Source organism: Candidatus Merdisoma sp. JLR.KK011 (genome assembly GCF_036941125.1).
Lineage (GTDB): Bacteria > Bacillota > Clostridia > Lachnospirales > Lachnospiraceae > Laedolimicola.
Genome location: NZ_JAYWSZ010000002.1, coordinates 1 through 25,510, shown reverse-complemented (window position 1 = coordinate 25,510; position 25,510 = coordinate 1). Strand labels below are relative to the sequence as shown.

At 50.7% G+C, this 25,510-nt stretch carries 32 protein-coding genes and 2 pseudogenes; all 34 read left to right on the top strand.

The genetic code is table 11. The annotated features are described in order from the left end of the window. The first annotated feature begins 18 nt into the window (after positions 1 to 18). The 34 genes and pseudogenes from VV089_RS00785 (at position 19) to VV089_RS00620 (ending at position 25,407) form a co-directional block, all read left to right on the top strand. Positions 19 to 348, top strand: coding sequence for a Mor transcription activator family protein (locus VV089_RS00785; RefSeq protein WP_334334572.1), 330 nt, complete (start codon positions 19 to 21; stop codon positions 346 to 348). 127 nt (positions 349 to 475) lie between these two features. Next, the gene (locus tag VV089_RS00780) at positions 476 to 790 is read left to right on the top strand and encodes a hypothetical protein (RefSeq protein ID WP_334334571.1); all 315 of its coding nucleotides are present in this window, start codon (positions 476 to 478) and stop codon (positions 788 to 790) included. 6 nt (positions 791 to 796) lie between these two features. After that, the gene (locus VV089_RS00775) at positions 797 to 1,156 is read left to right on the top strand and encodes a hypothetical protein (protein ID WP_334334570.1); all 360 of its coding nucleotides are present in this window, start codon (positions 797 to 799) and stop codon (positions 1,154 to 1,156) included. Positions 1,157 to 1,166: 10 nt separating this feature from the next. Continuing rightward, complete coding sequence (locus VV089_RS00770; RefSeq protein WP_135991633.1) at positions 1,167 to 1,481, top strand: hypothetical protein; 315 nt, start codon at positions 1,167 to 1,169, stop codon at positions 1,479 to 1,481. Then, entirely contained in the window at positions 1,481 to 2,044 is a 564-nt protein-coding gene (locus VV089_RS00765) for a phage protein Gp27 family protein (protein WP_135991634.1), read from the top strand. The genes VV089_RS00770 and VV089_RS00765 overlap by 1 nt, the downstream gene beginning before the upstream one ends. Continuing rightward, positions 2,037 to 3,803, top strand: coding sequence for a phage terminase large subunit (terL, locus tag VV089_RS00760; protein WP_334334569.1), 1,767 nt, complete (start codon positions 2,037 to 2,039; stop codon positions 3,801 to 3,803). The genes VV089_RS00765 and terL overlap by 8 nt, the downstream gene beginning before the upstream one ends. Before the next feature lie 15 nt (positions 3,804 to 3,818). Further along, a complete protein-coding gene (locus VV089_RS00755; protein ID WP_334334568.1) occupies positions 3,819 to 5,396 on the top strand; it encodes a DUF935 domain-containing protein in 1,578 nt (525 codons plus the stop codon). Next, positions 5,396 to 6,136 carry a phage head morphogenesis protein gene (locus tag VV089_RS00750; RefSeq protein ID WP_334334567.1) on the top strand — a complete coding sequence of 247 codons (741 nt, stop codon included), beginning with the start codon at positions 5,396 to 5,398 and terminating at the stop codon, positions 6,134 to 6,136. Before VV089_RS00755 ends, VV089_RS00750 begins: the two co-directional genes overlap by 1 nt. 118 nt (positions 6,137 to 6,254) lie before the next feature. Next, a pseudogene (locus VV089_RS00745) lies at positions 6,255 to 7,322 on the top strand (phage protease). A gap of 3 nt (positions 7,323 to 7,325) precedes the next feature. Continuing rightward, complete coding sequence (locus VV089_RS00740; RefSeq protein ID WP_334334553.1) at positions 7,326 to 7,727, top strand: hypothetical protein; 402 nt, start codon at positions 7,326 to 7,328, stop codon at positions 7,725 to 7,727. A gap of 17 nt (positions 7,728 to 7,744) precedes the next feature. Further along, positions 7,745 to 8,133, top strand: a pseudogene (locus VV089_RS00735) (Mu-like prophage major head subunit gpT family protein); the annotation flags it as partial. Next, positions 8,107 to 8,646 carry a Mu-like prophage major head subunit gpT family protein gene (locus tag VV089_RS00730; protein WP_442891445.1) on the top strand — a complete coding sequence of 180 codons (540 nt, stop codon included), beginning with the start codon at positions 8,107 to 8,109 and terminating at the stop codon, positions 8,644 to 8,646. The pseudogene VV089_RS00735 and the gene VV089_RS00730, both read left to right, overlap by 27 nt. Positions 8,647 to 8,656: 10 nt before the next feature. Then, positions 8,657 to 9,115, top strand: a complete 459-nt coding sequence (locus VV089_RS00725; protein ID WP_334334566.1) for a gp436 family protein — start codon at positions 8,657 to 8,659, stop codon at positions 9,113 to 9,115. A gap of 4 nt (positions 9,116 to 9,119) precedes the next feature. Further along, the gene (locus tag VV089_RS00720) at positions 9,120 to 9,608 is read left to right on the top strand and encodes a phage virion morphogenesis protein (protein WP_334334565.1); all 489 of its coding nucleotides are present in this window, start codon (positions 9,120 to 9,122) and stop codon (positions 9,606 to 9,608) included. Between the two features lie 3 nt (positions 9,609 to 9,611). Further along, the gene (locus VV089_RS00715; RefSeq protein WP_334334564.1) at positions 9,612 to 10,085 is read left to right on the top strand and encodes an SON protein; all 474 of its coding nucleotides are present in this window, start codon (positions 9,612 to 9,614) and stop codon (positions 10,083 to 10,085) included. Positions 10,086 to 10,097: 12 nt separating this feature from the next. Then, complete coding sequence (locus VV089_RS00710) at positions 10,098 to 10,310, top strand: hypothetical protein (protein WP_150838357.1); 213 nt, start codon at positions 10,098 to 10,100, stop codon at positions 10,308 to 10,310. Further along, positions 10,310 to 11,728 (top strand): DUF2586 domain-containing protein, encoded by a 1,419-nt coding sequence (locus VV089_RS00705; protein WP_334334563.1) that lies wholly within the window; start codon positions 10,310 to 10,312, stop codon positions 11,726 to 11,728. Before VV089_RS00710 ends, VV089_RS00705 begins: the two co-directional genes overlap by 1 nt. 17 nt (positions 11,729 to 11,745) lie before the next feature. Beyond that, a complete protein-coding gene (locus VV089_RS00700; protein ID WP_334334562.1) occupies positions 11,746 to 12,192 on the top strand; it encodes a hypothetical protein in 447 nt (148 codons plus the stop codon). Between the two features lie 38 nt (positions 12,193 to 12,230). Then, on the top strand, positions 12,231 to 12,626 hold the full coding sequence (locus tag VV089_RS00695; protein WP_334334561.1) for a DUF6848 family protein: 396 nt from the start codon (positions 12,231 to 12,233) through the stop codon (positions 12,624 to 12,626). Between the two features lie 32 nt (positions 12,627 to 12,658). After that, positions 12,659 to 12,847, top strand: coding sequence for a hypothetical protein (locus tag VV089_RS00690; protein ID WP_334334560.1), 189 nt, complete (start codon positions 12,659 to 12,661; stop codon positions 12,845 to 12,847). Positions 12,848 to 12,951: 104 nt separating this feature from the next. Continuing rightward, positions 12,952 to 15,999 (top strand): phage tail tape measure protein, encoded by a 3,048-nt coding sequence (locus VV089_RS00685; protein ID WP_334334559.1) that lies wholly within the window; start codon positions 12,952 to 12,954, stop codon positions 15,997 to 15,999. A gap of 14 nt (positions 16,000 to 16,013) precedes the next feature. After that, entirely contained in the window at positions 16,014 to 16,565 is a 552-nt protein-coding gene (locus tag VV089_RS00680; protein WP_162225413.1) for a hypothetical protein, read from the top strand. Positions 16,566 to 16,578: 13 nt separating this feature from the next. Continuing rightward, on the top strand, positions 16,579 to 17,349 hold the full coding sequence (locus tag VV089_RS00675; RefSeq protein ID WP_334334558.1) for a hypothetical protein: 771 nt from the start codon (positions 16,579 to 16,581) through the stop codon (positions 17,347 to 17,349). Continuing rightward, on the top strand, positions 17,342 to 17,638 hold the full coding sequence (locus VV089_RS00670; RefSeq protein ID WP_172537238.1) for a hypothetical protein: 297 nt from the start codon (positions 17,342 to 17,344) through the stop codon (positions 17,636 to 17,638). The genes VV089_RS00675 and VV089_RS00670 overlap by 8 nt, the downstream gene beginning before the upstream one ends. Then, positions 17,638 to 18,063 carry a DUF2634 domain-containing protein gene (locus tag VV089_RS00665; RefSeq protein WP_162225415.1) on the top strand — a complete coding sequence of 142 codons (426 nt, stop codon included), beginning with the start codon at positions 17,638 to 17,640 and terminating at the stop codon, positions 18,061 to 18,063. The genes VV089_RS00670 and VV089_RS00665 overlap by 1 nt, the downstream gene beginning before the upstream one ends. After that, the gene (locus VV089_RS00660) at positions 18,060 to 19,211 is read left to right on the top strand and encodes a baseplate J/gp47 family protein (RefSeq protein WP_334334557.1); all 1,152 of its coding nucleotides are present in this window, start codon (positions 18,060 to 18,062) and stop codon (positions 19,209 to 19,211) included. The genes VV089_RS00665 and VV089_RS00660 overlap by 4 nt, the downstream gene beginning before the upstream one ends. Before the next feature lie 7 nt (positions 19,212 to 19,218). Then, positions 19,219 to 20,523, top strand: a complete 1,305-nt coding sequence (locus tag VV089_RS00655; protein ID WP_334334537.1) for a hypothetical protein — start codon at positions 19,219 to 19,221, stop codon at positions 20,521 to 20,523. Continuing rightward, positions 20,495 to 20,905: a phage tail-collar fiber domain-containing protein gene (locus tag VV089_RS00650; RefSeq protein WP_334334536.1), complete on the top strand. Its 411-nt coding sequence runs from the start codon at positions 20,495 to 20,497 to the stop codon at positions 20,903 to 20,905. Before VV089_RS00655 ends, VV089_RS00650 begins: the two co-directional genes overlap by 29 nt. A 14-nt stretch (positions 20,906 to 20,919) precedes the next feature. Beyond that, positions 20,920 to 21,843 (top strand): hypothetical protein, encoded by a 924-nt coding sequence (locus VV089_RS00645; RefSeq protein ID WP_334334535.1) that lies wholly within the window; start codon positions 20,920 to 20,922, stop codon positions 21,841 to 21,843. Positions 21,844 to 21,894: 51 nt separating this feature from the next. After that, positions 21,895 to 22,485, top strand: coding sequence for a hypothetical protein (locus VV089_RS00640; RefSeq protein ID WP_334334534.1), 591 nt, complete (start codon positions 21,895 to 21,897; stop codon positions 22,483 to 22,485). 306 nt (positions 22,486 to 22,791) lie between these two features. Continuing rightward, positions 22,792 to 23,976, top strand: coding sequence for an RNA-directed DNA polymerase (locus VV089_RS00635; RefSeq protein ID WP_334334533.1), 1,185 nt, complete (start codon positions 22,792 to 22,794; stop codon positions 23,974 to 23,976). Continuing rightward, positions 23,963 to 24,211 (top strand): hypothetical protein, encoded by a 249-nt coding sequence (locus VV089_RS00630; protein WP_334334532.1) that lies wholly within the window; start codon positions 23,963 to 23,965, stop codon positions 24,209 to 24,211. Before VV089_RS00635 ends, VV089_RS00630 begins: the two co-directional genes overlap by 14 nt. Before the next feature lie 67 nt (positions 24,212 to 24,278). Then, positions 24,279 to 25,034 (top strand): DNA adenine methylase, encoded by a 756-nt coding sequence (locus VV089_RS00625; RefSeq protein ID WP_334334531.1) that lies wholly within the window; start codon positions 24,279 to 24,281, stop codon positions 25,032 to 25,034. Positions 25,035 to 25,134: 100 nt separating this feature from the next. After that, complete coding sequence (locus VV089_RS00620) at positions 25,135 to 25,407, top strand: helix-turn-helix domain-containing protein (protein WP_150838372.1); 273 nt, start codon at positions 25,135 to 25,137, stop codon at positions 25,405 to 25,407. Positions 25,408 to 25,510 lie beyond the last annotated feature (103 nt).

The window sequence follows — 25,510 nt, the reverse complement described above, 5'->3', positions numbered from 1 at the left end:
AGTGGGAAGGAGGCGGAGATGGCAGCGGATGAACTCACAAGAGCCCTCATTGAAGAGACCACGTTGGAGGATATATCAGAAAGCTACCGCCCTGTGGTGGAAATCATAGGGATTGAGAAGTTCATTGAGCTAAGTGAGTACGCCAAAGGGGATGAGCTCTACTTCCCGAAGACAGAGAACATCATAGCCCCGGCAAGGAACAGGCGTATCAAGAAGGAGTGGAACGGATACAACTCAAAGCAGCTTGCAGAGAAGTATAACCTGACCACCAAGCAGATAGGGAACATACTGAAGGATGAGCCAATGATAGGGCAGATGAGCCTTTTTGACATGGATAACGGAGAGTGATTTTCCGGAAATGTTTCCCCTAAAGAGTCTTTCGCAATGAGTATAAGATAAGAGCATGTACTTAGTACATGCTCTTATTGTTTTGTGCGTTATTCTCAAAAAAATTGACAGAAAAGGAGTGGTTTGCATGACGAATTTCACAGCGGATGTATCACAGATTATCGTCTTCATTGGTGTCATGGCATTTATCGTGTCAGTCATCACGGAGGCACTCAAAAAGTGGGCATGGTTTGACCGGAAGGTGCCTACAGCACTGACCGTCATCCTCCTGTCCCTTATCCTCTGCCCGGTCTGCCTGTTGGGGCTTGCGGCACATTACGGGGTGGCTATTGAATGGTTCATGGTATTTGCATCATTCATAGCAGCCTTCATTGTGGCGTTGGTGTCCATGGACGGATGGGAGAGGGTCACGGAGCTTGCAGAAAAGCTCATCAGAAAGTAGGAGCCTATGGACTATGTTATATCTTTCTCTGACGTGATGGCAGGGGTCATCACCCTTGGCTTGGGAGTGATAACATTCTTCATCAAGGGGTGGATAGGCAGCCTCAAGAGCAGCACAGAAGAGATAAAAAAGCAGATTAAAGAGAATGATGACAAAGTGAATAAGAGAATTGACAGGTTGGAAGAGGAGACGGATGAGGACATAGCAAACATCAAACAGGAACTCAATAACATAAAGGGTGACTTTGCTACCACGTTTGTGCTCCGGGAGGACTTCTTCCGTTCCATGAACGGGGTGGAGGACAGGATGAGGAGCATTGACGGAAAGATTGACAAGCTCCTAATGCAGAGCAGCAGAAAAGAGTGAGGTGAACAAAGTGAATGACTTAGAAAAAGCAGAAATCAAGCAGAATAAGGCAATCAGGGGGTACATCATCCGGTGCTTGGTGAAGGGATACAACAACACAGCCCTCACAAGGCAGTTATCCAATGCCATGATAGCAGCCGGGCTCATCATATCCCCGGACATCAGCAAGTATCTTGATTACCTTCAGGGAGCCGGATATATCGAATTTACCGAGGAAAAGGTCACAGCCTACAATGCCTATGCCAATGATGCAGTCATCAAGCTCACCAAGGAAGGCGTAGACCTTGCGGAAGGTACGATTGAGGACAATGGGGTTGATGTCTGATGGGAGATAAAAGAACCAAGCAGAGGATAACCTCAAAGATTGACGAGCTCCCTGAAGGCTTGCGGATGAAAGTGGATGTGATGCTTGCTGACACATCCAATACCTATGAATATATTAGCCAATTCCTGAAGGGGGAGGGCTATGACATATCAAAGTCCAGCGTGGGGAGGTATGCCACCCGGACAAATAACGCCATGCAGAGGCTCCTTGAGGCACAGGCACAGACGGACAGGCTGATACAGGTGGTGAAGGAGAACCCGGAGGCGGACTACACAGAAGCCGCCATACTCCTGACCATGAACGGGCTCCTGAACAAGGTGGCAACCGCAGAGGAAGAGTTCAATGAGATGCCCCTTGACAAGGCAGGAAGGCTCATTGCCTCCCTGTCCCGGACAAAGGTATACAAGGACAGGGTAAGGCAGGACATGAGGCGGAAGGCTGACATTGCCTTCCGTGAGATGGAGTCCGAGATGCTCAAGGTCATCAAGCAGGATGGGAAGTCAGCGGAGCAGCTCAAGGAGATACTGGCAAGGGCAAAGGAGCGGATGATGGAAGATGATTGATATTGACAACTGGATGAGGGAGCTTGAGGAGGACGTGGACACAGAGGCAAGGAGCAATGAGGAGTATCAGACCAAGCTCTTTGAGGAATATGTGCTCCGGGGCTCTGACCATCAGGAGGAAAGGAAAAAACTGAATGAGCGGTACCTGTCCGGGGAGGAGCTCATGGGAGAGCATGGGCTTAGAAAGGAGCTTGCCGCCTTTGACATGTCCTACTTTGGGAGGGCGTACCTTCCCCACTACTTCATCCGGAAGTCCCCACACTTCCATGAGGAGCTTGACGGTATATGGAGCCGGGGCGTGATGAAGGGGAGGAACCCCCTGAAGGAAGCCAAGGTCATCTCAAGGCTGAAGGGCTCCCGGCAGGTCGTGGCGGCTCCCCGTGGTCATGCGAAGTCAACCAATTTCACCTTCAAGGACAGCCTCCATGCCATCCTGTACGCATACAAGCACTACATCCTCATTCTGTCTGACTCATCCGAGCAGGCGGAGGGCTTCCTTGATGACATCAAGACGGAGCTTGAGGACAATGGCAACATCATCATGGACTTTGGCTCTCTGAAAGGGGAGAAAGCATGGAGGACAGGGGTGATACTGACCAAGACGGACATCAAGGCGGAGGCAATCGGCTCCGGGAAGAAGGTCAGGGGAAGGAGGCACAGGAACTGGAGACCTGACCTTATTGTACTGGATGACATTGAGAATGATGAGAACGTCAACACGCCGGAGCAGAGGCGGAAGCTGAAGAACTGGTTTGACAAGGCGGTCTCAAAGGCAGGGGACACCTATACAGACATCATGTATATAGGCACCATACTCCACTATGACTCCCTGCTCAACAACGTGCTTCAGAACCCAAGATATAAGACCAAGAAATATAGGGCGGTCATATCGGAAGCAGCCAATACAAAGCTGTGGGATGAATGGGAGAGCATCTACACCAATCTTTTCAATGAGAACCATGAGGAGGATGCAAAGACCTTTTATGAAGCACATGAGGAGGAGATGCTCCTTGGAGCTGAAGTTCTTTGGGAAGAGAAGCTGTCCTATTATGACCTGATGGAAATTAAGGTCTCTGAAGGCGTGGCATCTTTCAACTCCGAGCTTCAGAATGACCCGATTGACCCGGAGAGTGCAACCTTCAATCCTGAATGGTTTGATTACTACGAGCCGGAGCTCATGGACTTCTCAAGTCCGGAGTTTGTATTCGTGGCAGCAAATGACCCGTCACTTGGAAAAAACAAGAAATCAGACACAAGCTCCATCATCAACCTTGCCCTGTCCACCAAGACCGGGTACATGTATGTGGCGGATGCCTCCGTGGAGAAGCGGAAGCCGGATGTCATCATTGATGATGTGTTTGAGATGAACCGGAGGCTGAAGAGGGACTACAAGAAAGGCTTCTATAAGTTCGGCGTGGAGGTGGTGCAGTTCCAATACTTCTTCAAGGAGGTCATGGCTGCCAAGTCCGCAGAGGAAGGGGAGTACATCCCGATAGAGGAGATACAGTCCACAGTCAACAAGGTGCTCCGCATTGAGTCCTTGCAGCCCGTCATCAAGAACAAGTACCTGAAATTCAACCGGGAGCACAAGACGCTCCTGAAACAGCTTCAGGAGTTCCCAATGGGCAAAAATGATGATGCCCCGGACGGTCTTCAGATGGCGGTGCAGCTTGCACAGAGCATCAAGGCGGTGGCATCAAAAGCAAATTACAGGACAGTTCTTCGGAGACGTTTCCGGAGAAGCAAGGGTGCCTACTAGGAGGTGAGACACAGCATGGCAAAGAATAAGAAACGGAAGCAGAAGGAAGGGCTGCCCTTCAACCCGGACAAAGACACGGGCATCAGGAGACCCGTGACCGCAAGGGTGGCGGTGGGGGATGTCAATGACAAGTTCTCTGACTACCCATCCAACGGGCTGACACCACGCAGGCTTGCCCGTATCTTCCGGGAGGCGGATGAGGGGAATGTCCGGGCACAGATGGAGCTCTTTGAGGAGATAGAGGAGAAGGACACCCACCTCTTCTCACAGATGCAGACACGCAAGCTTGCTGTGACGGGGCTTGATTGGGAGGTGCAGCCATTCTCTGAAGACGAGGCGGACAAGGAGATAGCGGACTTCATAGATGAGCAGCTCAAGGGGATTGAGAACTTTGACGAGGTGCTGATAGACATGTTGGATGCCATAGGGAAGGGCATCAGCATCATGGAGCTTGCATGGACGGTAGAGGACGGGAAGAACGTCATTGAGGACATTGAGTATGTCCACCCTAAAAAGCTTGTTTGGGACAGCACCACGGATGAGCTGAAGGTCTGCACAAAGGAATACCCTTCCGGCGTGGAGCTCCCTGAAAACAAGTTCGTAGTGCATAAGTACAAGGCAAAGTCAGGTCATGCGAGCAGGGCAGGCATTATGAGGGTGGTCTCTTGGATGTACCTGTTCAAGAATTATGACATCAAGGATTGGGTGAGCTTCTGTGAGGTGTTCGGGATGCCGCTCCGCCTTGGCAAGTATGATGCCTCTGCATCAGAGGATGACAAGAAGCAGCTCATGGAAGCTATCATCAGCCTTGGGACGGATGCAGCCGGGATTGTGCCGAGCTCCACCATGATAGAGTTCATTGAGTCACAGAAGACCACAAGCGTAGAGATTTATGAGAAGCTTGCCCGGTACTGTGATGAGCAGATAAGCAAGGCAATTCTTGGGCAGACACTCACATCCGACAGCGGAGGGGGCTCCTATGCACAGTCCAAGACCCATGATGAGGTCAGGCATGACCTGACGGTGGCGGATGCGAAAGCCTTGGCGGTGACTATCCGCCGGGACATCATCAGACCGCTTGTGGAGTTCAACTATGGGACGGATGCAAACATCCCCTTCTTTGGCTTTGACTGCCATGAGGTGGAAGACCAGAAGGAAGTCGTTGAGATATACCGGACACTTGCCTGTGACATGGGGCTTGAGATACCCAAGAGCCATATATACAAGAAATTCAACATACCCAAGCCGGAAGATGGCGAGGAGGTGTTGAGACCGCCGCAGGCGGCGGCACAGCCGCCAATGGAAACAGCCGAGGAGCTGAAGCTGAAGCAGGAGGAAGGGCAGAAGGAGCAGAGACAGGTGGATGCAATCGTATCCGCAGCCAACAAGCAGGCAGAGGGCATCTTCCGGGAAATGGTAAAGCCCATCTTCCGGCTGATTGACAGGGCGGAGGACATGGATGAGCTGCAAAAGGTTCTGAAGGATGAGAAGGGTCTCCGGGAACTGTATCAGGAAATGGAGAGCCCGGAGCTTGAAGACCTGATACAGCAGGGCATCTACCTGTCCCACCTGATAGGGAGGTCAATGGACTGATGGATGTATTGTATGGACTGGCAAAGGATTTTGTCTTCAGGGAGGCGGTGGCGTTCCTGAAGGGGAAGAGGGCACTGACAAGTGAGGAGTACAGACTGCTTGATGACGAGAGCCGGGCAAAGGCTTTCACCGTGTCAGGCTATACAAGCCTTGGAGTCCTTCAGGAGTTCCTTGACTGCCTGACGAAGGCAGCCGAGGAGGGAACCACCAAGGAGCAGTTCCGGGAGGACATGAACCGCTTCCTTGAGGAGCATGGGTATGAGGGCATCAACCCGTGGAAGAGTGACAACATCTTCCGGACGAACATGCAGACAGCCCTCAATGCAGGACACTATAAAAGCATGACAGACGAGACAACCATGAAGATGAGACCATATTGGAGGTACCGGACAGCCGGGGACGGTCATGTGAGGGAGTCACATGCAGTCATGGAAGGCAGGGTGTACCGGGCAGATGACCCCATATGGGACGTATGGTACCCACCCAACGGGTTCCGGTGCCGCTGCATGGTGGTGAGCCTGACCAAGAAACAGGTGGAAAGGATGGGATTGCATGTTGAGACAGATGCACCGTTTGACATTGACTACTCCACGGGGGAGATACTCCCGAAGTTCCCGGACAAGGGCTTCTCCAACAACCCGGCAAAGAGCGTATGGAAGCCCGATATGACAGGCATCTCCCCGGAACTTAGGAAACTGTTCAGGGAGAGGAAGCAGCCTGAAGGCGGAGAGGCGGACTAGGAGGCTTCCTAGAGGGCTTGTGGTGTCATGTCATAGTGGGAGGAACGCCTTGAAGCTTAAAAGGGCGTTATAACGCGTAATAACGCTATCAAAACGCAAAGGAAAGAGGTGGTAAGGCATGGCAAAGCTGATAGCATGTGCCGGACAGGGCGTGGAGCTCTCCGGTGTGCCTACAGAAATCAAAATACTTCCCCTTGGGAGGGTTCATTCCCAAAAGGGGGACTTTCACTGTGGATGATGAGAGCTTTGAGCTCATCCGGAAACAGTTCAAGGACAGGAAGCTTGACCTTGTGATTGACTATGAGCACCAAACACTGTCAGATGTGCAGGCTCCGGCAGGCGGATGGATAAAAGACCTCTACAAAGGGGAGGATGCCATCATTGCCAAGGTGGAGTGGACAGCAAAAGCCGCCGAGTATCTGAAGAATAAGGAGTACAGATACCTCTCCCCGGTGGTTTTGGTGCGGAAGAGAGACCAAAAGGCGGCGGCGATACACTCTGTCGCACTGACAAACACGCCTGCTATTGATGGGATGTTCGCACTGGTGAACTCTCTTGACATAGAGGACATATCAGAAGGAGGAAATATCATGGACTTAAAAGAACTTGCAAAGGCATTAGGGCTTCCGGAGACCGCAACGGAAGATGAAATCAAGAAGGCGGTGGAGGATGCTGCAAAAGCGGCGGAGAAGCTCAAGGAGATGGACGGAAAGAAGCCGGGAGAGGGAGAAGGGAAGCCGGGGGACGGGGAACCGAAGCCGGAAGGGGCGGACATGGTGGCGAACAGCACCATCCTCTCCATGCTTGGTCTGAAGGCGGATGCCAAGACCGAGGATGTGGCGGCTTCCATCATGGCACTCGGGCAGGAACGCCGGACACGCAGGCGGAGCTCCTTGTACTCAAACAGAGGATGCAGGAAAGGGATGCGGATGAGGCGGTCAGGAAGGCACTGAAGGCAGGGAAAATCACAGCGGCACAGTCCGAGTGGGCAAAGTCCTACGCACTGAAGGACATGGAGGGCTTCAAGGGCTTTGTGGACAAGGCTCCGGTGGTGGTTCCGCAGGGCAGGCTTGACCTGAAGGATGCCCCGGCAGCTCCCGGCTCTGATGAGGTGGATGTGGCCATCCTGAAGAACATGGGCGTATCCATGGAAGATGTAAAGAAGTACAGCAAAAAGGAGGACTAAGAGATGGACAGGACAGGAAACGAGAGAACCGGGAACCGGATGCTCAACATCCCGGTGAAGGGCGGAGCAGAGCTGACAGAGGCAACCATGGCAGCCATAAATGGGGATGGATATGCAGCCCCGGCAGCCGCTTCCGCCGGGCTCCGGGTCGCAGGATGCGTACAGCGTTATTGCGACAACCGCAACGGGGCAGACGGTGAGCAGGCGGTCAGCGTGAAGCGTGGGACATTCGTGTGGGGCAATGACGGAACCATCAAGGAGACCGACATCCTGAAGCCCTGCTATGTCAAGGATGAGCGGACAGTGACCATCACAGCGGAGGGCTCAAGCATGGCAGGCATCATCCTGGAGGTGGCGGATGACGGAGTGACCGTGGACATGACACAGGCAGGAGCCGGAGAGTAAGAAGGAGGAAATGACACATGATTGTTAATCAGGCGAATTTACACGGGCTGTCCGTGGGGTATTCCACAGCTTTCAACAAGAGCTTTGACACCACGCAGTCCAATTATCAGAAGGTTGCAACCGTGGTACCGAGCACCACGGGGGAGCAGGATTACAAGTGGCTTGGGCAGATGCCGGCATGAGGGAGTGGATTGGCGAGAGGGAGATACAGGCTCTTGCCGCTTATGACTACCTCATCAAGAACAAAAAGTTTGAGATGACCATAGGCGTTCCGAGGGATGACATTGAGGATGACAAGTATGGAGTGTACACTCCGCTCTTCTCCAACATGGGGGAAGCGGCTGCCCTGCATCCGGACGAGCTTGTCTTTGGTGCAATGATGAGCGGCTTCACGGAGAAATGCTATGACGGGCTCTCTTTCTTCAACACAGCCCACAAGGTAGGCGAAAAGACCTACAGCAACCGCAGCAACAAGAAACTGTCAAGGGAGTCCTACATGGAGGCAAGGAGCTCCATTATGAGCATCAGGGGAGACAAAGGCAAGAGCCTGAAGCTTGTGCCTGACCTCTTGGTAGTGCCGCCGGCATTGGAGGAGGAAGCCCGGCTTATCTTGGAGGCTGACCAGATTGAAGGCACCACCAACGTGCTGAAGGGGACAGCGAAGCTCCATGTGGAGCCTGCCCTTGCAGAGCATCCGGAGTATTGGTTCCTTCTGTGTACCAACCGCTTCCTCAAGCCCTTCATCTATCAGCTCCGGAAGAAAATCAAGTTTGTGTCCTTGACAAAGGACACGGATGAGAACGTCTTCCTGTTGGATGAGTTCCTGTACGGGGCAGACGGGAGAAGCAATGCAGGATATGGCTTTTGGCAGATGGCATATGGCTCCACCGGGGAGGCAGAGCCGCAGGCACAGGGATAGAGGGTAGGTGATGGGAATGTACTGTACCGTGGAAGAGGTTCTTGAAATGATAAAGGATGACATGATGAATGTCATCATTGGAGATGAGTACATAGAGGATGAGCAGGAACGGACGGAGAAGATTGCAACGCTCTGTGAGGCTGCCATATCAGATGCTTGTGCCGAGATTGACGGGTACCTTGCCAAGCGGTACAGCGTTCCCTTCAGAAAGACACCCAAGGTCATCAGCAAGTTTGCAAAGGACATATCCGTATATAACCTTGTGTCAAGGACAGGCATAGACGAGAGTGAACGGGAGAAGACCTTCCTGAACCGATACAATGCAGCCATCAAGTTCCTGCTTGATGTCGCAAAGGGCATCATAGACATAGGCATTGATGAGAAATCAGGAAGCAGCGAAGCAGCCAATGGCTTCAAAATGAAGTCTTCAGGTCGGGTATTCTCAAGGGACAGTATGAGAGGATGGTGATGGGATGTCATCAATCAGGGCAGAGCTGTCCGGTGACACTGATGAACTGCTCCAACGCCTGAACCGATTGGGAAACCTTGAGACCCGTGGGGTTCTGAACTCCATAGCGGAAGGGCTTAGGACTTCCACGGTGGAACGCTTCACGGAGGAGAAGTCCCCGGAAGGGAAACCATGGAAAACCTCCATCCGTGCGAGGGAGGAAGGCGGCAAGACGCTCACCAAGACCGCACAGCTCAAGAACAGCATCCGGTCAGAAGTGAGTGAGAGTGGACTTGCAGTAGGCACCAATGACATCAGAGCAGCCACACACCAATTTGGTGATGAGCGGACAATAAGAGCAAAAAACAAGAAATACCTCACATTCAAGATTGGCGGACAGTGGAAGAAGGCAGCCTCTGTCAAAGTAAGCATACCACCGAGACCGTTCTTGGGTGTCAGCGAGCAGGATGAGCAGGACATCAAGGATGCCTTGGAGGAAATTTTTGAGGAGTAGGACATGGTAAAGGAGAGGAACTACATAGTAGAAACGCTGAAGAGCTCCGGCATCAAGAGTCAGGTCTACACCAATATGAAAAAGCTGAAGCAGGGGAACGAAGTCCACGTTGGTGCAGTATTGCGAAACGGTGAGACATTCACACGCTCCGGCTCAAAAAGAAAATTTGTAGACCAAGAGGGGCAGCGGAAGCGTAGGGTCAAGCTGTGGAACAGGAGCACATCACTCCATGTAGTGATAGCTGACACATCAGAGGAGAAGGTGGAGGAAATCCTTGAGAGCTTTCTCCGGAACCTGAAAAAGGGGATAGATGTGGACGGTAACTGGGTGAATATCGTGGTAGGTGAGGCGGACTGGGTAGAAGAGGGTGACAGTATCCTGAAGGCTAAAATGGCGGTACAGTTCGACATCACTTTTGAAGGCGGTATCTATGAGGATAGAAACATCAAGCCAATGGACATTGGCTCTGTCGGATAAGGAGGAATAAGCATGGCAGAAACGAGACAGGCTGCATCCTTGAAAAGCATTGAGGAGCTCAAGCAGAAGCTTGGCGTACCGGATGCAGTATTTGAAGGGACGAAGGCAGCCAACGGATGGAAGAGTGGAAGACAGGTGGATGAGCAGGAGTTCAAGGAAGCCTGTGAAGCCTTCCGGAAAGCCCCGGTCAACGGGAGCAAGGAGGACAAGGAGGCGAAAGGATAATGTACGGAGATGTAAATGTAAAAGTCGAAGATGGCAACCTTGGGCGTAGCAGCCGGACAGGTACCGGGACACATATCAAGATAGGCATTTCCAATGTGGAAAGCAAGGCACCCATCCTGATTAGCGGCACAATGAACGCCAAGAAAATCAAGGAGAAGGTGGGGAACACTCCGCTTGCTGATGCCTGCATTGATGCGGTGGAGTGGGGTGCATCCTCCACCTACTGCATCCCGGTGAAGGCAGGGACAGCCGGAACGGTTGGAGAAATCAAGGAGGAAAAGAAAGGGTATGGCAGCTTTGAGGTAAAAGGGAGCCCCAACAATGCCTATGACATTGTGGTTGAGGTCATGGATGCCGGGGAGTGCAATGAGGGAAGCTTCAGGTATTCCCTGGACGGTGGCAACACTTTCACGGAAGAGATGACCATACCTGTCACCGGGGAGGCGGAACTGGAAGCCACCGGGCTCAATGTAAAGTTCACGGATGCGGAAGGCGGTGACAGCTTCAAGGAGGGAGACCGCTTCACGTTCTCCACAACCTCCCCGGCTATGAGCAATGAGGCGGTCATCAATGCGGTGGAGAGCCTCATCAACAGCCCCATTGTGTTTGAGTTCGTCCATATCGTGGGGGTATCCGCCAAGGCTCTGTGGGCTTCCCTGTGTACGCTTGCCAATGATTTCCTGACGAAGTACAAGAGACCCCTGTATTTTGTCTGTGAGGCAAGGGGGAAAAGGGCGGATGAGAGCCTTGAGGAGTATGTGAACGCCATGCTTGAGGAGCGGAAGGGCATCAACAACATGTATATACAGGTCGTGTGCAGCAACTCCCGGTATCAGCGGATGGATGGAAGGGTGCAGGACATCAACAATGCAGGCATTGTGACAGGTCTCTATGGCAGAGCCAAGGAGTCACAGAGCATTGGGGAGGTGAAGAGCTTCCCTATCTCTGAAGCCAAGGTGCAGAAGCTCCTCCCTGAAGGGATTGAGGACTATATTGAGACCTTGGATGCGGCAAAGTTCGTGACCATCCGGCAGTACATTGGCAAGGAGGACTTCTATGTGACCTCTGCAAACATGATGTCACCGGAGGGAAGCGACTATGCCTATGCTGAAGATGTCCGGGTATCAAACAGGCTTGTGAGGGCGGTCAGGGCGGAGGCTCTCAATGAGCTTCAGGTGGAGGTTGACCCCGGAGACCTTGAGACGAGCATCACCAACATTCAGGAGCAGCTCAACACCCCTGTGGAGGATGCCATCCGGGGCAAGATTATCAGCTCCGGCTCCGTGGCAATCGACACGGAGAACCTCAACATCCTTGTGGATGAGAGCCTTGACATCCGGATAACCTATGTACCTATGGGGCATGTGAGGGAGATGAACCTGACCTTTGCAGTAGAGAACCCCTATGCAGCATCTTAGGAAGGAGGTAGAGATACATGGCAAATAAGCAGCTAATCAATGGAAAAGTGTATGACTGGTCAAGCGTGACAATCACAGCTTCCGGCATGGAGAACATGGAGCCCATGGAAATCTCCTATGATGACGAGCAGGAGAGCGAGCCTATCTATGGCAAGGGCGGAAAAATCAGGGGATACGGTACCGGAAACCAGAAAAACTCCGTCAAGCTATCCCTGCTCCGTGAGGACTTCAATGAGATGTGCAGGGTCATCCAGTCAAAGGGATACAAGAACTTCTACAAGTATGTCATCCCGAAGATTGTTGTGAACTATGCAGACGAAGGGGCGGCAACCTGTACGGATGTCCTGACCAAGATTGTGCTGTCAAAGCGTAGCTTCAAGGCGGCACAGGGGGACAAGTCCATGAAGGTAGACCTTGACGGTATCGCAATGGGCGGCATCAAAATCAACGGTCTTGATGCGTAACTGATAACAGAATAAATGACAAAAATGGAGGTATGAACATGAACGAAGCAAGAGAACAGGAGCTCATCAGAGCAGCAAAAGAGAATGAAGCGGCAAAGGCGGCAGATGTGGAGAACCTGAAGGAAAAGTATTCCGGGACGGATGAGAAAATCTACACGGTGACAACAACGGTACAGGTGGATGATGACACGGAGGAGGAGTTCTCCTACCTGTTCAGGAAACCGAAGCCGGCATCCTATGACCGATATGTGAAGACCATCTCCAACTCCGTGACAAAGGCATCCAAGAGCTTTGTCTTTGACAACATCATTGATGAGCAGAGGGATGAACTCAAGAAGACCGTGGAGGAATACCCGGCAATCACTATCAGCCTTGCGGACAAGCTGCTCCGTATGCTTGGGCTTGCGGACACTACATCAGTAAAAAAGCTGTAGAGGATGCCAAGGAGCAGTTCAAGAGCAGCTTTGTGAGCTATGGGAAGATGGTCATATACACCTACCTTCCCAAGGAACTGCTTCCGGAAAGCTTTGAAGACCTGACCTTTGATGAGTTCTTTTCCCTGTATGGTCAAGCGGACTGTGCAAGGGACATGAGGATTGAGGATATCGAGGCAGGGGTAGCAAAAGGGATAGCGGACAATTTTGAAGACGAATAAAACAAGCCCCACAGCCGGAAACTGTGGGACTTGAGCACACCTCTATGAACTTCTGAAGATAAGTATACCACAAATTGGGAAAAAAGCAACAGGGAGGTGGTTGCATGGGTATGGAGTCTGTATACAAATTGTCTGTCATCCTGAACTTGGTAGATAACCTGTCCGGTCAGATGGGAGGAGTCGGGGATAACGTGTCAGGCGTTGTCAACAGGCTCAATTCCGCTTTTGGAACCATGCAGAAGGCAGGGGCGGCAATGGCAGGGATAGGGGCAGGCATCACCGGACTCTGCATGAAGACCGTCACATCCACCTTTGACACACAGAACGCACTAGGGGAGCTATCCTCCCTTGGGGTGAAAGACCTGAAGGCGGTGGAGGATGCGGCAAAGAGCTTCTCTGACACATGGGCAGGCACAAGCAAAGCGGACTTTATAACGGCATCCTATGACATAAAATCAGGAATAGCATCCTTGACGGATGAAGGCGTGGCACAGTTCACGCAACTGGCAGCCCTCACGGGAAAAGCCACAAAATCAACAACGGAAGAGATGGGCTCACTGTTCGCTACAGGGTACGGTATCTATAAAGGCTTTTATGATGATATGTCAGACCTTGAGTTTGGGGAGATGTTCTCTGCCGGGATAGCAACAGCGGTTAAGAACTATAAGACATCCGGCTCCGAGATGGCGAGTGCCATATCAGCACTTGGAGCCACAGCGACAAACGCCAATGTCCCACTTGAGGAGCAGCTTGCCATCATGGGACAGCTTCAGACCACAATGTCCGGTTCTGAAGCGGCAACGAAGTACAAGTCATTCCTCAATCAGGCATCCAGTGCCGGGGAGAAGCTTGGGCTGACATTCCTTGACACCAACAACCAGCTCCTCTCCATGCCGGAGATACTGACGGAGCTGAAGAGCAAATACGGGGACACCATAGATGCGGTAGAGAAGAGGGAGCTGAAGGAAGCCTTTGGGACGGATGAGGCGGTAGCCCTCATTGACCTGCTATACAACAATGTGGAGACACTGGACTCCGGGATACAGGACTTGCAGGGGAGCATGAAGAGCGGCATCTCTGTGACGGAGGAGATGGCGGAAGCCATCAACAACACGCCGGAGCAGAAGTTCCAAGTACTGAAACAGCAGATACATAACAACGTAGAGGAACTTGGCAACGGGCTCCTTCCGGCAGTCAACAACACCATGGACAAGGTGAGCGGACTGATAAAGAAGGGCTCCGAGTGGATAAGCAACAATCAGGAGACAGTGCAGAGCATAATGAACATAGCCCTGAAGCTTGGCGTATTCCTAGCGATAGCAGGAAGCGTGATGGGTGTGGTGGGCAGCCTTGGGAAGCTCTTCCTGTCAGCAAAGAACGCCATAGGGCTTGTGAAGACCGCTGTATTGGGAATGAACACAGCCTTCCTTGCATCCCCCATCACATGGGTGATAGTCGGGATAGTGGCACTTGTAGCTGCCTTTGTTGTCCTATGGAACAAGTCAGAAGCCTTCCGGAATTTTTGGAAGGGGCTGTTTGAACAGGTAAAGTCAGCAGTCATGCAGGCGTGGTCATCTATACAGCCTGCCTTGCAAAACCTAGGCGGCAAGCTCAAGGAACTATGGCAGGCGGTACAGCCAATCATACAGATACTTGAAAAAGTGGGGGCAGTTGTCCTAGTGGTGCTTGGTTCCACGTTTGCCGGAGCTATACAGGGAGCCTTGTCCGCACTGACACCGCTGATAGATGCCTTTTCGAGTTTCGTATCCTTTGTCACCAACGTGGTGAACGCTGTAGTTGCTCTGTTCAAGGGCGATTTTTCGGGGGCTATGGACTTTGCCTCCGCCGCTGTCGGTGACTTCAAGAATTTTATAGAAAACGGGTTCAACGCCATCCTCTCTTTTATAGGCGGATTTGCTTCAGGCTTCCTTGATGCAATAGGCGGAGCCTTTTCCGCCATAGGCATTGATGCAAGCGAGACCATAACGAAGATGAAGGACACCGTGAAAAACGGGCTTGAGGCAGTCAAGGGCTTCTTTGGGAATATCTTGGGGGCGGCATCCGACACCGTGAAGGAAAAGCTTGGGAACATGAAGGCAGCCTATGAGGAACATGGCGGAGGCATCAAAGGCGTAGCGGCGGCAGCAATAGAGGGGGTGAAGGGATATTACACAGCAGGCTTCACATTCATTGACAACCTGACGGGCGGAAAGCTCACGGACATCAAAAACAAGTTCAGTGAGAAGATGTCCGGGGTGGCAAATGCGGTGTCAACCGGGATGTCGGCGGCAAAGAACTATGCAAGCACACAGCTCTCCAACATGCAGGCGGCATATCAGGCGAGCGGCGGAGGCATCAAGGGGATAGTATCCGCAACCATGACGGGGGTACAGGGTACCTTCAGTGCAGCCTACTCCGCCATCAACACATTAACAGGCGGAAGGCTTGAGAGCATACGCTCCACCATAGCATCCAAGATACAGGCGGCGAAAGACACGGTATCATCCGTCTTAGACGGTATCAAGTCGGCGTTTTCCTCAAAGCTTGAGGCTGCAAGATCGGTAGTATCCGGTGCGATTGAGAGAATAAAAGGAGTCTTCAATTTCTCATGGAAGCTCCCGGACTTAAAGTTGCCACACATCAGTGTGAGCGGCGGAGAGGCACCTTTTGGCATTGCAGGAAAGGGCTCACTACCTAAGTTCTCCATCCAGTGGTACAGGGATGGCGGCATCCTGAACGGGGCAACCATCTTTGGAGCCATGGGCGGAAGCCTTTTGGGAGGGGGAGAAGCCGGAGCTGAAGCGGTGCTGCCATTGTCAGAACTGTGGAAGCAGATGACCGAGGTTGTCAGGGGCGTGGTCAAAGGTGAGAATGAAGAAAGCGGTGACAGCGTACAGCAGACCGGGGCGAACATCACAAGTGCCCTGACATCAAAGGCTGCATCAGTACGCAAGGAAAAGGAAAGCAGCACAACAACCAAGGAGACACACACAACCGAGAGATGGGGCAGGGAAGGCGGCACAACCATCCATCAGATAAGCTTCACAGTAGACATCAGCAAGATTAAGGACTTGCCGCTGCTCTACAAGCTGATAGATGAGCTGAAGGATGCACAGAACCGGACGGACAGCCCCTCCCCGGCAGCCACATAAGGAGGTGAGGCGGTATGCTGTATGTACAGGACAAAGTGGTGAAGCTTGGCGGCGTATATCTGAAAGGTCAGGTCACAAGCGTGGAAGTGCAGGAGGCAGGGAGCGTGTATGTGGCACAGGATGAAAAGGGCAGGTTCAAGAAGTCGCAGCCTGTAGGCTATGAAAATGCCAAGGTGATGATAGACATACTGCTTGAGGATACCAAGAAAGCCACGACATTAGAACAGCTCACGGAGATGCAGAGGCTTTTCAAAGCATATGGTCAGAATAAACCCAAGCTGCTCCCTATCGTCAATGAGGACTGTGCAGCCCGTGGCATATCGAGCGTATATTTCAAGAACCTCACCTCCAAGAAGGTCATATCAGAGAGCAAACGGATAGCCTCCTTGGAGCTGTGGGCTCCTGATATAGCCGGGATAAAGGTCAAGAAGAAAAAGAGCAAGAAGAAAACAAAGAAAAAGAGCAGCAAGAAGACAAAAAGCAAGAAGCTGAAGAGCAAGAGCCCGGCAAAGGACAGCCGGAACACGCTCAAGGCTAAGAAGATAGCAAAAAGGATTGTGAAGTAGGGAGGTGACTGGCTTGGGGGTCAAGAAGCTAATATCCCCGGAGTTTAAGGTGACAGTAGGGGACTATGAGGTGACTGAAGGGATAGAGGTTGAGTGCTTCTCAAGCAAGGAGTCACACATGGACTGGTGCCGGGTGGAGCTGTCCCCACAGCTTCAGGGAGTCCTGAAGTTCAAGGATATGGATGAGGCAAGCGTGGAGCTTGGCTATGAGGATGACTTTGACAGCCTGATTGAGGGGTATGTCAGGTGCGGTGACACGGACTACTGGAAAGAGATAATGATAAAAGATGACATGATGAAGCTTGACAGAGTGACCATCAAGGCATCCTTTGTAGACTGTGAGCCACAGGATGTCATCCGGTATGTGCTGACCTGTGCAGGGATTGAGGACTATGTGCTGTCTGATGAGAACTATGGGAAGAAATCCCTCTTTGTCATTGACAGGAAGAGCGGCATCAACACCATAGCAGAGGTCAACAGCTCATGGGGCATCAAAAACCCGTTCTTCTTCCAAAAGAAGGTGTTCTATTGGGGAACCAAGGAAGAACAGGAGGAGATGTATGTCCTTGAGGAGGGGGAGACCATCCTGTCCCTGAATAAGTATGGAGACCTTTGGGAGGCGGAGACAATAGCCATCCCTTGGATACACCACAGTCAAGAGGTTGAGGTGCAGCACAGCAAGTACAGCGGCATTGTGACAGTGGAGAAGACCATAGTGAGGAGTGACGATACCGGGGCGGTACACATGTACATCTATTTTGCAGGAGGTGAGAAGGATGTCTGACATGATGAAGATGTTTGTGGAGCAGGAGCTTGGCAATCAGATAAAAGAGAATTATCCGCACATGCAGTACCCTCCCTGCCTGTATGCAAAGGTGGTAGCGGTCAAAAGGAAAGGGGAGGAGCTGTATGAGGCAACGCTCAAAATACTTGACAAAAACAAGCAGCCGGACAGCCGCTTCCCGGAAGTCCCGAAGGTGGCAACGGACATACCAGTCCTGAAGGATGAGACCGTGGCGGTAGTCCTCATGTATGGCGAGTGCAAGCCCTATATCATAGGGAGGTGCTTCTGATGCAGATAACAGGTGCGAATGACGTTGACATCATGCTTGATGAGGATGGTCAGCCTGTGTCAGACGGGAACGGGGACACATCCCTTGTATCAGATGATGAGTGTTGGCTGCAAGACATCAGGAATGAAGCGGTGACGGAAGAAGGCGAGCTCTTCTATGAGGACGAGGAGGGGGATGGAAGCTATGGGTGGAGCCTGCTTGACTTCATGCAGGGGGAATATGATGACTTCACACAGATGGAAATACAGCAGCGTATCCGTTCCAAGCTGTCCAAGAGGGACTATATTGATGCCGGGAGCATACAGACAACGGTGGACTTTGACGGTCACTTATACCATGTCAGGGTAGCCTTCCGGAAGAATGACAGCAGCAAGGAGTACAGCATTGACATTGAGAGCAATGGCGTGGAGGTGATTGTGGAATGATAGATGAGAGCATCATGGAAAAGATTATCCCTATCCCGGATGAGGATGAGGAGATGGAAAAGGTGCAGGGAGAGCTTGAGGACGAAGGCTTCCCCATAACGAACTTCAAAAAGGGCGGCATCTTCTACCACCTTTGCCGCATGTTAGTGACCATATACATAGAGCTGAAGGAGCTTGCCCGTGTCATAGTCAATAGCTGCTTCATCAAACATGCTGAAGGTGACTGGCTGAAGATTAAGGCAGCCGACTATTCAAAGCAGCAGAAGGAGGCAAAAGCGGCAAAGGGCTATGTGACCATATACAGGAATGAGTATAACAATGCCCTTCAGGTGACGAAGGGACATTGCTTCAAGACGGAGCCGGATGCCGGGGGCAAGGAGCTGAAGTTCTACTGCTGTGAGAACACGGTCATTGATGCCGGGGAGCCTGTAGGAAGGGTGCTTGTGGAGGCAGAGGCACCCGGAACCTATTACAACATAGCACCGGGAAGGATAACCATATCCATGATACACCTTGACGGTATGGATTATGTGACGAATGAGGAGGACTGGCTCTTTGAAGAGGGAGCCGAGGAGGAAGACCTTGAAGACCTCCGGGACAGGTGCATGAGCTCATGGGCGGAACTGGCAACAAGAACCATAGAGGAGAAGCTCCGGAACGCTGCCAAGTCTGTCCCCGGTGTACTGGATGCCCGGATAGATGCACAGCATCCAAGGGGACAGGGCACCGTGGACGTGATTGTCACGGGGGCAGCCGGGGAAGCATCACCGGAACTCATACGGAGGGTCGGGGAAGCCATAGAGCCATTGAAGGGCAACTATGAGGACTACCTTGTGAAATCCAGTGAGGTAGTGCGGCAGGCGTTTGAGCTTGTGGTATACCTTGCTGAAGATGCGGCAACGGATGGCGTGGATGCACAGGCAGTAAAGCTCATTGAGGAGATGATGGCACTGACAAGGGGAGAGATGAACACCCTGTACAGGGACAGCATCATCCAAGCACTTAGCACCAAGATTGACAACTACAGGAAGACGGACATCTTGCAGCCATCGGAGGACATGGTGCTTGAACAGGATAAGGTCATCATGGCAGGGGACATCACGGTGGCTGTCCGGAACGTGGCACAGAGCACAAGGGGGAAGGAGTGATGCCGCCATGATAGAAAATTTCATTGAATACATGTGGTATCTGCTCACAACTCCCCTGAAAAAGCTGAAGAAAGCCCTGAATAAGTGGTACACCCTCTGCCGGGTGTTCGGCAGGAGGTTTGACGAAGCGAAGGAGGACATCCTCCGGGCAAGGGATGAAGGAATGGTTGCCACATGCAGCCATGAGATGCTCCCGGTGCATGGGGCGGACAGGAGGCTGACCCGGTATGAGGGGGAGCACCCGGAGAACTACCGCTCAAGGATAGCCATGTATGATGAGCTGTGCAAGCTTGGGGGCACCAATGAAGGGGTTCTGCTTGCAGTGAAGACCCTTGGCTATGCCTCCCCGGTTCTTGTGAGGGCAAACGAGCTGACAGGCTTTGTCCACTTCACGCTTGACGGAAGCTGGCTCCTTGACGGGAGCCGGACATTGGAGTCAGACACCCTTGAGAACAGATGGGCGGAGTTCTACATAGTCATTGTGATGGATGCGGATGAGGAGCATCCAATCAGTTTTGACATCATGCGGAAGACCGTCAGGAAGTGGAAAGAGGTGGGGGCAAAGGACAATTACTTTTTCCGGTACAATTTGAGCATCCGGGAGATATACAGCTCTAGCTTCCTTGCTGTGCTGTATAAGAAATACCTTTATTATTTTAATTACCTGAAGACGGATGGCATGTGGACACTGGACGGGAGCCATGTACTGGATGCACAGCGGTCTCCCATAGGCACCCGGATAGGATACCGGTATGAGAGCCCCTATGGGCTCCATGAAGCCGGGCTTGCAGCCATGGCGTATAATTACGCCTGCCTTATGGTGGAGGATGCCCTCCTGAAGGCGGCATACAGCTTCAGGATGCACTATTTTGACTATCTGAAGACGGATGGCTCATGGGTGACGGACGGAAGCCATACAGTGGATGCGGAGCTGTCCCCAAGAGGAATGAGGTGGGGCACAGCTTTCCGCCATCAGCATGAGGAGGAGCTGCTCCTGAAGCAGCAGAGGTACCGGATGCAGCCCTGCAATGGGGCATACAGCATCAGGAACGTATTGGAGCGGTACAGGATGGTCATACATTACTTTGACTATCTGAAGCTCAACGGGCTTTGGAAGCTGAATGGCTCCCGGCTCATGGATGCACAGAGGAGGGAATACACCACCAAGCAGGAATACCGCTTTGGTGTAGGATATACAAGGGAGTACAGGGTCATATGGCATGGAGAGCATAACCTCATCTTCCTTGACGGGACATGGAGCCTTGACGGTTCCAAGACAATAGATGCTTGGCAGAAAACGGAGGTGTTGTAGAATGGCAACAAAAAGCGTAATAACGAAAATCAGAAGGAAGAAGATGGCTGAAGCGAGCCACACAACCGGGAGCATTGCAAAGATAACGCACATTGCACTTGGCTCCGGGGGAGTCAATGCGGATGGCACCGTGATTGTGCCGCTTGCGGAGAACATGGGGCTGAAGAGCGAGGTGGTAAGGAAACCCTACACCTCATCAGCCAAGACTTCCGACACATCCTATGAGTACACCATCAAGCTTGAGGAGAATGAGCTTGTGGGCACGTTCATCAGCGAGATGGCACTGATTGATGAGGATGGTGATGTGGTGGCATTCTCAAACTTCCTTGCAAAAGGCAAGGATGAGACAGAGGTGACATTCACCATTGAAGACAATTATTAAGGAGGCATAGGAAAATGGCAAATTTAACAGCAGCAGCTAACCCGGAGCTTGTCCTTGAGATGCAGGCAATGGAGCGGACAACCCCGGCACACTGTGATGAGTGGAACCGGAGGCATCAGCAACTCCTTGACAATGACAAGTTCCTGCATGAACAGATGAAAAATGTTTTTGTGGACAATGCAGGCTTCCACAATTCCATCTACCGGGGAAAAGACCTGACCAACGTGTACACAATAGATGAGATATGTGACCGTATCAAGCCCGGCACTTTTGAAGACCTGTATGTGGGTGACTATTTTGATGTGAGCATAACAACAGAGTTCGGAGGGACGGAGACGGTCAGGATGTTACTGGCAGGCTTTGATATTTTTTGGAATAACGGGGATACAGCCTTTACGAAGCACCATGCTGTGATAATCCCCAAGGACTGCTTCAAGACCCCTGCCAAGATGAATGACACAAGTGTGACCACAGGCGGATATGCAGGCTCCAGGATGCACACAACGGTGCTCCCGGTTTATGCAGCAGCCTTGCAAAAAGCCCTGAATAATCATATAATTAGTCACAGAGAGCTGCTCACAACAGCAGTATCTACAACGGGCAATTCTAATGCAGGGGCAGGGCAGATAGGCTATGCAAGTTCTTGGGAGTGGAAGGATTGCCTTCTTAGGCTGATGAGTGAGATACAGATATACGGTTCCACGGTGCTTAGTTCCTCATTTTATGACACAGGCAATGCCAATATCCAGTTCCCATTGTTTCGGTTAGCTCCCCACCTGAAGGTAGCAGGGCTTGGACATAACGGAAGCAGGATGTGGCAATGGTTGAGTGCTGTGGTGTCTGCGGCGGCGTTTGCTCGTTGTGGCACTGACGGTCATAGTTATCATAGCGCCGCCGCCGGGGATGGTGGAGTCCGCCCGTATTCCTGTATCGGGTAATCTTAAATCTGCCCCCTATATGGGGGCAGATGACCGGAGGGAGGAAAAAGGTTGAGCGTACTGAAAAACAAGCGAAGCGTGTCGAGTATGGAATTTTACCATAATGCCATAATGCTCCGGAAGGAGATAACCCTGTTGTTGCTCCGGGACTTTGGCATCAAGGACAAAGTGCGGAGCATCAAGGCACTGTATGGTGTGCAGGGCATGGAGCCGGAGGATGAGAAAAAGTTCCGGGAAATAATTGCAAAGTATGAAATGACTGCAAAAGTTATTGAGGAATATCCGGCATGGCTCATAGACAAGATGCGGAGCAGCATGATGAACATAATGCACAACATGGTAATGAACATTACACAGGCGAACACCATATATCCAGTATGCGAAAGTGAATTTTATGACCGGAGGAATTTCCAAAACCATGCCATAGGAAACTGTGAGCAGCTCCTTCAGGAGATGCAGTACATCATATCCATTATCCCGGTGGATGCACAGAAGTACATGAGGTATGTGGACATGATTGAGAAGGAGATAGCCCTCCTGAAGGGATGGCGGAAGAGTGACAACAGAATACTGAAGAAAATCAAGGAGACCGAGGCAAAAAAGGCTGAAGGGACTTCCCCAAATACGAAAAAACAAGTATAATTATCCGGGGCAAGCTTTGTATCAAGTGAAACAGCATCCCGTTGAGTGCTGTGGTGTCTGCGGCGGCGTTTGCTAATTGTAACAATAACGGTAATAGTAATAATAACGCCGCCGCCGGGGATGGTGGAGTCCGCCCGATTTCGTGTATATATGCTAAGTGTAGGCTACGAGCCGACATATGATACAGGAAAGGAAAGCTTGTCCTTCCGAAAGGTAAAGAAGCCCATCTTTTGCATAGAGGGGAGGTGGGCAACATCTTGATGCACCCTGATACGTCAGGTGGTGCTAGGAACGAGGTGAAACTCTATGAAAAATATGGAGTCTGTATATGATGCCAATTCCCTGATTGACGCTTTTAACAAGTCAAAGAAGGGGACAGCGTGGAAGGAGTCAGTACAGAGGTATGAAGCCAACCTTTTGAGGAATGTCAACCAGACACAAAAGGAGCTGAAGGATGGAAGCTATGAGCAGAAGGACTTCTATGAGTTTGACCTGAATGAAAGGGGTCATATCCGCCATATCAAGTCCATGCACATCTCTGACAGGGTGGTGCAGAGGTCGGTCTGTGACAATGTGCTTGTCCCGGAGCTGTCCAAGTACCTCACATATGACAATGGGGCATCCATGGAAGGGAAGGGTATCCACTTTGCGAGAAAGCGGATGAGCACCCACCTCCATAAGTTCTACAGGAAGCACAAGACCAATGAAGGGTATGTGCTGCTGATTGATTTTAGCAAATTCTTTGACAACATCCCACATGAGGGGCTGATAAAGGAGATGCGGAAAAAGATTGGCGATAAGGAGACCATGGGCTTTATTGAGAAGCTCATAGACACATTCCGGGTGGATGTTTCCTACATGTCAGAGGAAGAGTATGCTGACAGCATGAATACCCTGTACAACGCACTGGAACACGCTAAAATTGACAAGGCAGAGCTGACAGGCGAAAAGTACATGAAGAAGTCCGTAGGCATTGGAAGCCAAATATCTCAAATATCCGGCGTATATTATCCCACAAGGATAGACAACTACTGCAAGATTGTGAGAGGAATGAAATACTACGGACGGTATATGGATGACATCTATATCATCCATGAAAGCAAGGAGTTCCTGAAGGGGCTCCTGAACGACATCAGAGGGATATGTGATGAGTATGGGTTGTTTATCAATCCTAAAAAAACACAGATAATCAAGCTGTCCCATGGCTTCACATTCCTTAAAATAAAATACAGTTTGACAGAAACAGGCAAGGTGATTGAACGTATCAGCAAGGACTCTGTTGTCAGGCAGAGGAGGAAGCTGAAAAGGCTCCGGAGGCTTTTGGATGAAGGGAAGGTATCCTTTGCAGACGTGAGATGCTCCTATGCCTCATGGAGGGGTGGTGTGCAGCATTATGATTCCTACACCATTCTCAAAAATATGGACAAGCTCTTTGATGAGCTTTTCATCCATCCATTTATTGAAGGAGGACACAGAAATGAGCAGAAATGAGATAGAGCAGAAAATAAGAGACCTGAAGACCAAGCTCTCCTGTCAGGAGTCAGAGATTGGGGACTGGAAGATTGCCAAGTGTATTGAGTATTCTACCCTTGGAATGGAGCCGCCCTATGACCTTCAGGAGCTCCACAGACAGAGGCAGCTTGTGAGGGATGAGATTGGAGCCCTTGAGGAAGAGCTTGCCAAGTGCAAGGAAGATGGTATCATGGCAGAAGAGCAGGCAGTTTGATAAGTAATTCATGATTATTCCTTATCATAAATAATGCCCAAATTATTATGAAAGAAGGAATGTAATTATGGATAGCTTTATGACTTGGATTGGCGGTAAAAAAGCACTTAGAAGTAAGATTGTAGAACAATTTCCTGAACCGGGAACATATGGGCGTTATATTGAAGTGTTTGGAGGAGCTGGATGGGTTCTGTTCTCTTCAGATAGTCACGCCAAGATGGAAGTGTATAATGATGTCAATGGAAACCTTGTAAATTTGTTCCGGTGTATCAAATACCACCCTGATGCTGTTCAAAATGAGCTGCAATACATACTAATATCAAGGGAACAGTTTTATGATGCAAGGGAGCAGATTGAAACAAGAGGTATGACTGATATACAAAGAGCAGCAAGATTTTTTATCTTGATAAAGGAGAGCTTTGGTGCGGATGTGCGGTCTTTTGGATTGCGTCCACGGGATATGGAAAAAGCCAAGGAATACCTCATTCAAGTTTCCAAGCGGCTGAATAAGGTCGTTATTGAGAACCTTGACTTCCAAAAAATTCTCAAAAATTATGACAAAAATGATGCGTTATTTTATCTTGACCCACCATATTATGAAACGGAGAAATACTATCCGGACAGATTTATGCCGGAAGACCATGTGAGGCTAAAAGAGGCATTGGATGTGATTAAGGGCAAATTTGTATTGTCATATAACGATTGTGAGTATATAAGGGAGCTGTACAGAGGTTACCATATCATTGAAGTGGAGAGATTGCATAATTTGGTGATGAAAGAAAGGAAGCCTAAGTACAAGGAACTGATAATCAAGAACTACTAATATCGAAAAGTGATACAAAAATACCAAAAAACAATATAAATGCTCAAAAGCCACTCTTAAAAATCGAATTATGATATTATTGCTCCCAAGGGGCATTATTATGATAAGAATACATCTATCAAAGCTTCTTGGGGAACGGCGTATGACGCAGAAAAGATTGTCAGAGCTGACCGGAATAAGGCGGAACGCCATCAATGAATGGTACCATGAAATTGTTGTTAGTTTGAAAGTAGAGCATATAGACCGGATATGTGAGGTGTTAGACTGCTCTGTTGAAGAACTGATAGAGTATATTCCAGACAAGGTACCGAAAACGGGAAAGCACTTGGTAATCGAAGAGCATGGGAACCGGAAGACAGGAAAGGGACAGTGATAAAATCACTGCCCCTTTTTCTGTGAGTAAAATCGGGAAATATTTCCCGAAAGTTTTTGACATTTATTTTGAAAATCTTTGACAAAAATTTTGAGCGGCTACA